This window comes from Stenotrophomonas sp. S41 (assembly GCF_016624625.1).
In the GTDB taxonomy this organism is placed as follows: domain Bacteria; phylum Pseudomonadota; class Gammaproteobacteria; order Xanthomonadales; family Xanthomonadaceae; genus Stenotrophomonas.
Genome location: NZ_JACVTV010000144.1, coordinates 1 through 9,223, shown reverse-complemented (window position 1 = coordinate 9,223; position 9,223 = coordinate 1). Strand labels below are relative to the sequence as shown.

The 9,223-nt window shown below is 68.5% G+C and carries 8 protein-coding genes; 2 read left to right on the top strand and 6 right to left on the bottom strand.

Going from position 1 to position 9,223, the window contains the following annotated elements:
• Nucleotides 1-100 precede the first annotated feature (100 nt).
• Complete coding sequence (locus tag IAE56_RS19505) at nucleotides 101-667, bottom strand: N-acetylmuramoyl-L-alanine amidase (protein ID WP_108768348.1); 567 nt, start codon at nucleotides 665-667, stop codon at nucleotides 101-103.
• Between the two features lie 72 nt (nucleotides 668-739).
• On the opposite strand from IAE56_RS19505, the gene IAE56_RS19500 reads away from it, so the two are divergent.
• Both IAE56_RS19500 and rlmKL read left to right on the top strand, forming a co-directional pair.
• Nucleotides 740-1,267, top strand: coding sequence for a hypothetical protein (locus IAE56_RS19500; RefSeq protein ID WP_108768349.1), 528 nt, complete (start codon nucleotides 740-742; stop codon nucleotides 1,265-1,267).
• Nucleotides 1,268-1,412: 145 nt separating this feature from the next.
• Nucleotides 1,413-3,551, top strand: a complete 2,139-nt coding sequence (gene rlmKL, locus IAE56_RS19495; RefSeq protein WP_200753669.1) for a bifunctional 23S rRNA (guanine(2069)-N(7))-methyltransferase RlmK/23S rRNA (guanine(2445)-N(2))-methyltransferase RlmL — start codon at nucleotides 1,413-1,415, stop codon at nucleotides 3,549-3,551.
• A gap of 259 nt (nucleotides 3,552-3,810) precedes the next feature.
• On the opposite strand, the gene IAE56_RS19490 is transcribed toward rlmKL, so the two are convergent.
• The 5 genes from IAE56_RS19490 to IAE56_RS19470 form a co-directional block, all read right to left on the bottom strand.
• Nucleotides 3,811-4,140 (bottom strand): DUF3325 domain-containing protein, encoded by a 330-nt coding sequence (locus tag IAE56_RS19490; protein ID WP_108768351.1) that lies wholly within the window; start codon nucleotides 4,138-4,140, stop codon nucleotides 3,811-3,813.
• A complete protein-coding gene (locus tag IAE56_RS19485) occupies nucleotides 4,137-5,771 on the bottom strand; it encodes a PepSY-associated TM helix domain-containing protein (protein WP_200753668.1) in 1,635 nt (544 codons plus the stop codon). The genes IAE56_RS19490 and IAE56_RS19485 overlap by 4 nt, the downstream gene beginning before the upstream one ends.
• Nucleotides 5,768-6,088, bottom strand: a complete 321-nt coding sequence (locus IAE56_RS19480; protein WP_108768353.1) for a DUF3649 domain-containing protein — start codon at nucleotides 6,086-6,088, stop codon at nucleotides 5,768-5,770. Before IAE56_RS19480 ends, IAE56_RS19485 begins: the two co-directional genes overlap by 4 nt.
• 108 nt (nucleotides 6,089-6,196) lie before the next feature.
• Nucleotides 6,197-8,419, bottom strand: coding sequence for a TonB-dependent siderophore receptor (locus IAE56_RS19475; RefSeq protein WP_200753667.1), 2,223 nt, complete (start codon nucleotides 8,417-8,419; stop codon nucleotides 6,197-6,199).
• A gap of 259 nt (nucleotides 8,420-8,678) precedes the next feature.
• Nucleotides 8,679-9,062, bottom strand: coding sequence for a DUF4124 domain-containing protein (locus tag IAE56_RS19470; RefSeq protein ID WP_200753666.1), 384 nt, complete (start codon nucleotides 9,060-9,062; stop codon nucleotides 8,679-8,681).
• Nucleotides 9,063-9,223: the final 161 nt, after the last annotated feature.

Genomic DNA, 9,223 nt, shown 5'->3' with positions numbered 1-9,223 from the left:
CCACCCCGCCATCCCACGGAATGCAGGCTTTTGCTTTTGCCGTTGCCGTTGCCGTTGCCGTTGACTTTGCCTCGGCAGGTGCAGGGCGCAGCCCTGCCGATCACCCCAACCCCTGCAACGGCACCTTCGCCAGCACCCGCGCCCACGGAAACAACGGCCCCGGATCCCGCTTGCGCGCCACCGTCAGCCCCGCATCATCACTGGCCGGCACCTGCTCCAGATCCAGCTGGTCATGCCCGGCAATGCGCTGCAGCGACGGATACCGTGCCACCAGCGCCAGCAGCAGCGCCTCCAGCGCCACCAGCTGCGCCTCGGTATACGGCTCGTCCATCGCCTGGTGGCGGCTGTCGAACCAGTGCGGGTAACGCCCGGTATTGACCAGCTCGATGCCCACCGTATCGGCGTTCATGCCGCGCACGTGGTGAGCGATGCGCTCCGGCGCCACGTACTGCACCACGCTGCCGTCGCGGTCGATGTAGAAATGCCCGCTGTTGCCCGCGCCGCTGTCATACAGCACGCGCTCGCCATACTCGCGGGCCATCGCCAGGTCGGGCAGCTCGGTGCAGTGGATCACCACCATCCGCAGGCTGTCGGCATCACGCAGGGGCAGGCGGTCGTGGTAGGGCAGTGGCTGCAGCTGCAGGCCGGGCAGGAGCGGGGTGGGCATGCGGCGATGCTAGCATTGCAGGATGAACCTGCCTTCCCGATCGACGTTGAACCGCTCCCTGGGAGCGCATGCATGAGCCGCGGCCACTGCATCCTGTCCCACGGCTTCGAGAGCGGCCCGGAGGCCACCAAGGTCACCGCCCTGGCCGAGGTTGCCGAGCGCCTGGGCTGGACCCACGAGCGCCCCGACTACACCGACCTGGACGCGATGAGCGAGATCAGCCGCGTCGGCGACGTGCGCACCCGCCTGCAGCGTCTGGTCGAGCGTGCCGCTGCGGCCGCCACCCAAGGCCCGGTGGTGCTGGCTGGCTCCAGCCTGGGCGCCTACATTTCCGGCATCGCCTCGCTGCAGGTGCCGGTGGCCGGCCTGTTCCTGATGGTGCCGCCCACCACCATGGGCCCGATGCCGGCGCTGGACGCCGCTGCCGTGCCGACCACCGTGGTCCAGGCCTGGCATGACGAGGTGGTGCCGGCCGCCGGGGTCATCGCCTGGGCGCAGGCGCGCTCGGCGCAGCTGCTGCTGGTGGACGACGGCCACCGCCTGGAACGCCACGTGGAGGCCTCCGCGCAGGCCTTCGAGCGCCTGCTGCGCCAGCTGTGAAGCCCGGGCGCACGGCGCGCCCGCCCCCTTTGACTACAATGGCAGCCCCGCCGCCCCCGGCGCGGGCCTGCCGGCCGTGTCCACGGCCCTCCTTTCCGACTGGCCCGGCCCCTGTGCCGCGCCCGACCACCTGCGAACCGATCCCGTGAAATTCTTCGTCTCCTGCGCCAAGGGCCTGGAATACCTGCTTGCCGATGAACTGTCGGCCCTGGGCCTTGGCAAGGCCACCGCCACCATTGCCGGCGTCAACGCCGATGGCGAACTGGAGCAGGCGCTGCGGATCGTCATGTGGTCGCGCCTGGCCAGCCGCGTGCTGTGGCCGATCGACGAGTTCGAATGCCCGGACGAGCAGGCCCTGTACGACGGCGTGCGTGCGCTGCCGTGGCACGAGCACATCAAGCCGGAAATGACCCTGGCGGTGGACGCGCACGTGTCCGGCGACAAGATCACCCACGCGCGCTTCGCCGCGCAGCGGATCAAGGACGCCATCGTCGACCGCATGCGCGATGAAGGCCTGGAACGCCCCTCGGTCAACACCGACCTGCCCGACGTGCGCGTGAACCTGTCGCTGCGCAAAGGCCGTGCCTCGCTGTCGATCGATCTCGGCGGTGGCCCGCTGCACCGCCGTGGCTGGCGTGGTGCCGCCCACGAGGCGCCGCTGAAGGAAAACCTGGCCGCCGCGCTGCTGATGCGCGCGCAGTGGCCGCGCCTGCATGCCGCCGGTGGTGGCCTGCTGGACCCGATGTGCGGCAGCGGCACGCTGCTGATCGAAGGCGCGCTGATGGCCGCCGACGTCGCCCCCGGCCTGATGCGCCATGGCAGCCTGCCGCCGAGCCGCTGGCTGGGCTTCGACAAGGCCGCCTGGAAGACCATCCAGAGTGAAGCGCGTGACCGCGAAGCTGCTGGCCTGGCCGCGCTGAAGCCGGTCATCCACGGCAGCGACATCGACCCGGTGGCCATCCAGGCCGCCCGCGAGAATGCCGAAGTGGCCGGCGTGGCCCACGCCATCCGCTTCACCCGTGCGGACGTGGCCGACCTGGCCGCACCGGAGCAGGAAATCGGCGCGGTGGTCTGCAACCCGCCCTACGACGAGCGCCTGGCCGCCGATCCGGCGCTGTACCGCGCGCTGGGCAACGCCCTGCAGAAGGCCGTGCCGCAATGGCGCGCCAGCCTGCTGTGCGGCAATGACGAACTCGCTTTCGCCACCGGCCTGCGCGCCGGCAAGAAGTACCAGATGTTCAACGGTGCGCTGGAATGCGCGCTGATCGTCTGCGACCCGATCGCCGTGCCGGGCCGCGACCCGGCGCAGCCGCGCGAGCTGAGCGAAGGCGCGCAGATGGTGGCCAACCGCCTGCGCAAGAACCTGAAGAAGTTCAAGAGCTGGCGCGCGCGCGAGGACATCACCTGCTTCCGCGCCTACGATGCCGACCTGCCGGAATATGCGGCGGCCATCGACGTCTACGAAGAAGACGGTGGCCAGCGCCGCACCTTCCTGCACGTGCAGGAATACGCCGCACCGGCCGCGATTCCGGAAAACGACGTGCGCCGTCGCCGCAACGAACTGCTGGCCGCCGCGCGCGAAGTGTTCGGCGTGCCGCCGGAGCAGGTGTCGATGAAGTCGCGCGAGCGCGGCAAGGGCGGCAGCAAGTACGGTCGCTTCGAGCAGCGTGACGAGTTCATCGTGGTGCGCGAAAACAACGCGCTGTTGCAGGTGAACCTGTTCGACTACCTCGATACCGGCCTGTTCCTGGACCACCGCCCGCTGCGCCGGATGATGGCCGAGCAGGTGCGTGGCAAGCGCTTCCTCAACCTGTTCTGCTACACCGGCGTGGCCAGTGTGCAGGCGGCGGTAGCCGGCGCGGCCAGCACCACCAGCGTCGACCTGTCGGCGACCTACCTGCAGTGGTGCTACGACAACCTGGCGCTGAACGGCCAGGGCGGCAACCAGCACCTGCTGGTGCAGGCCGATGCGATGGCGTGGCTGGAAGGCGATCGCGGCCAGTACGACGTGATCTTCTGCGATCCGCCGACGTTCTCGAACTCGGCCCGTGCCGACGACTTCGATGTGCAGCGCGAGCAGCTGAAGCTGCTGCGTGCGGCGGTGGCGCGCCTGGCGCCGGGCGGCGTGCTGTATTTCTCCAACAACTTCCGCCGCTTCAAGCTGGAAGAAAACGCCATCGCCGAGTTCGCCCAGTGTCGCGAGATCACCGCGCGCACGATTGGACCGGACTTCGAGCGCAACGCGCGCATCCACCGTGCGTGGGAACTGAAGCGCCTGGGCTGACCGGAGGTTCGGGGTCGGATCCCCTGCGCGCAGCGCAGGGGCTCTGACCCCGGCTGCAGCCGTAGTAGATCCACGCCATGCGTGGATACGCGATGCCTGGGGATGGGGTCAGAGCCCTTGCGCTGCGCGCAAGGGATCCGACCCCGGCCGCGTCGGGTCGCACGTCTAGTAGATCCACGCCATGCGTGGATACGCGATGCCTGGGGATGGGGTCGGAGCCCTTGCGCAATGCGCAAGGGATCCGACCCCGGCTGCCGGGTTACAAAAACGCCACCACCAGGCCGAGAACCGGCAGCGCGATGGCCAGCGGCGCGATCCACGTCTGCCGGTACGGGTACAGGCCAAAGGCCAGCGGCACGCCGGCCAGGGTCAATGCACCCAGCCACAGCACCGGGCCCATCGCCCAGCCGTGGTCGACCACGCACAGCGCGAACGCGACCGTCAGCAACACCCAGCCCAGCACGCGCCACTGCGTGCGCCGTGCCGGCGTCGCGGCGGCCTTGCCGTGCAGGTCCTGCTGGTGCTTTTCCATCGCCAGCGACAGCGCGGTGAACGCGGAGAACGACAGGGTCAGGGCCAGCAGCATCATGCGCTGGCCTCCGCTTCGGTAGCCGCAGGCGCAGCCGGTGCCTTGGCGGCTGCAGCCGCCGCTGCGCGCTTCTTCTTTTCAGCCGCGCTCAGCGGCGGCGTCCAGCGCTGCATGCGCCAGCCGCACATCGCCAGCATCGCGCCGAAGGCAAGCATCGACAGATCGAAGCCGGCCAGCACCCAATCGCCACTGAGCAGGGTCACGCCCAGGTGCGCATGGGTGGTCAGGGCATTGACCACCGGCACCAGCGCGAAGGCGGCCGCGCCGATGTACAGCTGCCACGCCCACATCATCCGCTTGGGCCAGATGAAGGCGGCCAGCAGGGCGGCGCCCCAGGCGTAGAAGAACACGTTGGCCTCGGCATTGGAGCGCTCGGCCATCTCCAGCGGCAGTAGGCGGTTGCCCCAGAAGTAGGCGGCAAACGCGATCGGCAGGCCGGCCACGGCGCCGATGTTCAGCGCATCGACCAGGCGCAGGCCGAAGCCGATGCGCCCACTCTTGGCATGCTTGGGCCGTTCCTTCACCGCCCACAGCACCACGCCGCTGGCGACCATCAGGCAGCCGATCAGGCCGGACAGGAAGAACAACGCACGCAGGCCCCAATCAGCGAAGCGGGCCAGGTGCAGGCCATACATCACGCCACGGGTGGCGGTGGCGCCGCCGGAGGGCGGGCTCTCCTGCAGCAGCGTGCCGCTGGCCATGTCATAGCGCAGCGCCGGGGTATCGGTGGACAGCCGCTTGCCGTCGCGCTGGCGGATGTCGATGACTGCGTTGGCGGCGCCCGGGTTGGTCACGGTGAAGCCGGCCACTTCCACGCCCTTCCAGTGCGCGCGCGCACTGTCCAGCAGCTGCGCGATCGGCATCGGCACCGCGCGGCCCTCGGCCGGTGCGCTCACCTCGGGCATGCCACCGAAGGCTTCGGCGATGAACTTGTCCTCGTCCTGCGGGTAGGCCACTTTCACGCCCCACGGCAGGTACATGATCATCAGGGTGACGATGCCGGTGTAGGTGATCATCGCGTGGTAGGGCAGGGCCATCACCGCGCTGACGTTGTGGAAATCCAGCCACGACCGCAGGCCCTTGTCCTTGCGGAAGGTGAAGAAGTCCTTGAAGATTTTCTTGTGGGTGATGACGCCGGTGATGATCGCCACCAGCATGAACATCGCGCAGAAGCCCACCAGGTAGCGCGCCCAGTACACCGGGATGTAGTGCAGGTCGAAATGCAGGCGGTAGAAGAAATCACCGCCACGGGTGTCGCGCGCCTTCAGTTCGCCGCCGGTGTTCGGGTCCAGCGTTGCATCGCCGAAGGCACCGCGACGGCCCTTGGAAGGATCGGCCTGGTCGGCGGGCACGCGCCAGAAGGTGCTCATCGCCGGGTTGCGCGGCTGCGGCAGCGTCACGTACCACATCTCGGCGTTGCCGGCCTTGTCCTGCAGGAAGTCGATGGCGCGCTGCGCGGCCACGTCGGTGCTGACCTTGGCGCTGGGCAGCTCCGGGCGCATCCAGCGGCTGATCTCCTCGCGGTAGTAGCTGGCGGTGCCGGCCATGAAGATCAGCAGCAGCAGCCAGCCGACCAGCAGGCCGGTCCAGGTGTGCAGCCAGGCCATCGACTGGCGGAATCCGTTCTTCATGCCCAGGCCCCCAGCAGGCGCGACGCGGCGGCCAGCAGCAGGGTGGGGCCGAGGATGCCGACCCAGGCGCGCAGTGCGCTGCGCGTGGCGAAGGCCCACAGCGCGGCGCAGGCGGCGACCACGATGGCCAGCAGCATGCCGGTCAGCACGGCCTGCCCGCGCGCGGCGGGCAGCGCCACGGCGCAGAACACGCTGGTCATCGAGGCCAGCGCGTAGCCGCCGAAGATCGCGGCCAGGGAACGGGACAGCACTCCCCAGCGTTCGCTGGCGAAGAAGGTGCTGAGGCGGGAGCTGGCAAGTTCGGGCGAGCGGTCCACGGCGGTCCTGCAGGTTCGTTGGAAGAAAGGCCGGCGCACCGAAGCGCGCCGGAGGTGGCCATCCGTGGCCGGGCGCCGGTCGCAGAACCGGCGCCATCCATCAGGGCATCAGAGCTTCCAGCGCAGGGTCATGGTGACGTTGCGCGGTTCACCCCAGTACACGCCGTTGTAGAAACCGACGTTGCTGTAATACTTCTTGTCCAGCAGGTTGCTGATGTTGAGCTGGGCGCTGAAGTTCTCGTTGAAGCGGTAGCCGCCGGCCAGGTTCAGCAGGTAGAACGCGTCCTGCTGGATGACGCCGGGTTCGGTGCGGCCGCTGGTCAGGTAGTCGGCCGCCGGCTTGGTGCTGGCGCGCCAGATGCGGCTCTGCCAGGTGGCACCGCCGCCCAGCCAGAAGCGGCCATCGATGCCGCCCGGACGCCAGCTGGCGTTGAGGCGGAAGGTGTCCTGTGGGGTGGTGCTGTTCTGTACCACGCCGAGCTGGCTGCGGCTGACGGCGTGGGCGAAGCCCGCCGAGAGGTTCCAGCTTTCGCCGATACTGCCCTGTGCTTCCACTTCCCAGCCGTGCACCTTGTTGCCCTTGCCGGTGGAGCGGTAGGCCTGGGTGCCATCCGGAAGCGAATTCAGCGGCACCGAATCATCGACCTCGGCCACATTGTCCTTCTTGCCCTCGAAGATCGCCGCCGAGGCATTCAGCAGGCCGTCGAAGAACTCGGCCTTCAGGCCGCCTTCGTACATCTTGCCGACCACTGGCTCCAGGTAGCTGCCGTTCTTGTCGCGGTAGTTTTGCGGCGCGAAGATGTCGGTGTAGCTGGCATAGGCGCTGAGCACGCGGTTGAAGTCGTACACCACGCCGGCGTACGGCGTGGTCTGGTCCTTGGGCTTGTAGCCGGTGCGCGTGGTGCCGGTGCGGTTGCCGCTGCTGTCGTAGCTGTAGCGCCAGGTCTTGGTTTCCCAGTTGCCGTAGCGCACGCCGGCCACCACCAGCAGCGGGTCGGCCAGGCGCAGGCGGGTAGCCACGTAGGCCGCCTGCTGGCGCAGCTCATCCTGCGAACCCAGGTAGCCCGGACGGGTCACCGACAGCGGCGCGACATCGCCGGTCCAGTTCCGCCAGTCGGGCACCTGGGTGTAACTGGTGGGGTAGGGGTCGATGGATGCCGACGGGTACTCGCCCTTGCGCACCGACTGGCCTGCGCCGAACACCACTTCCTGGGTGTGGCCGAACAGTTCGAAGCTGCCGGTGGCGTTGACGTCCGCCACATCCATCGTGCTGTCTTCGACGAAGTTGCCGATGTAGGCCAGCACGCCGGTGCCGTCGGCACGCGGGTAGCCCTGCGCGCCATACCAGACCGCGCCATCGGTGTTGCGCTTGGCGCGGCTGATCGCGGCCTTCACTGACCAGTGGCTGCCCAGCTGCTGTTCCAGCCGCGCGAAGGTGGTCTTCTCGATGATCGGCCAGCTGCTCCACGACGCCGAGAAGTTGGTCGAGCGCGGCAGGTTGGCCGGTGTGCCGTCCGGGCCCCAGTACGGCACCACGCCCCAGGTCACGCCGCTGGTGTGCGGCGACTGGTATTCGTAGCCCACCTCGAACAGCGTGCTGTCGGTCAGGTCGGCCTGGACGATGCCGTAGAACACGTCCTTGTCCAGCTGGTAGACATCACGGAACGAGTCGCTCTGCTGCTTGGCGGCGACCACGCGCGCGCGGATGCGGCCGTCCCAGGCGATCGGGCCGCCCAGATCGGCTTCCAGACGCTGGTTGCCCCAGCGGCCCAGGGTCAGGTTGGCACCCATCTGGAAGGTGTCGGTCGGGCGCTTGCGCACCATGCTGATGGTGCCGGACGGGTCACCGGCGCCGGTGGTCAGGCCGGTGGCACCGCGGATCACTTCGATGCGCTCGTAGATCACGTTGTCGGTGTTGGTCTTGATCGACCCACCGAACGTGTTGAGCATGCCGTCGATCTGGAAATTGGTGATGTTGTAGCCACGCGAGACATAGTTGATGCGCTCGCTGTCGGTGACCGCCACATGCACGCCGGTCACCTGGCCCATCACATCGGACAGCGAGAACAGGCCCATGTCATCCAGGCGCTGGCGGGTGATGACGGTGACCGACTGCGGCGTCTCGCGCAGGGACAGGTCCAGCTTGGTCGCACTGCGGGTGTTCTTCACCGTGTAGCCGTTCTGGATCTCGCCGTCGGCGGTTACTTTCACCGTGTCCAGCGTGCGCGCATCGGCGGCGGACGGTGCATCGGCGTGGGCCAGCGGGGCACACAACAACGTGGCCAGGGCCAGCGCCAGGGGGGAAACGACGGGAATGTTCGGTCGGGCCATACAGTGCGATTCCATGCAGGAGGAAAACATCAGCGATGGAATCCATGCGTGCGGGCGCCTGCGCGGAATCGCGCGACCCGAGGCATCTCCCATCGCCACGCGCTGACGGCCAGGGCCGTCGGCGCACGAGGAGCCGGGGATGTACACGGGCGGAAGCGCGGTGGGGGCGCCAGGTGGCTGAGCGTACAACCGATCAGTAAATGATAGGCATTCGCATTTCGTTAATCAAGCATGGGTCGGCCGGGGCCGGGGCCGGCCTTCAGCGCGAAGCGCAGGCGCGGGTGACGTCGTCGTTGAGCTGCCGCTGCGGCGTGCGCGTGCCGAACCACTCGGCCATCTCGCGGCGCGCCCGCGCCTTGTCGCAGGCCTCGGCGTTGCTGGCGGCCTCGATGACCGTGCCGGATCCCTGCGGCGCATTGCGGCCGGCGTTGGCCTGAAGCTGACGGCGCGCATCGCGGAGCTCGCGGTCGACCCGCTCAGATTCCTGCCAGGTCAGTTTGGGATCACGCACGATCGGCCGCGTCACGCCCGTATCCTGCCCGCTCGGGCAGGGCAGCGTCTGGTAGACGCTACGACCGCCATCGTTGCACTTGTACACACGCTGCGCGCACGCATCACCTGCCGCCGCCAGCAGTGGCAGCAACACCCATATCCTTCGCATGGATCCCCCCACGGGCCACCCTGGCCCGCATGGCGCGGGAGCATAAGGAGTGAGACCCCGGTCGCGCAATATGCCTTCGTCTTCCGCCAGACATGGGGTCAGAGCCCGTTGCGCAGCAACGGGATCCGACCCCGTGCCGACCA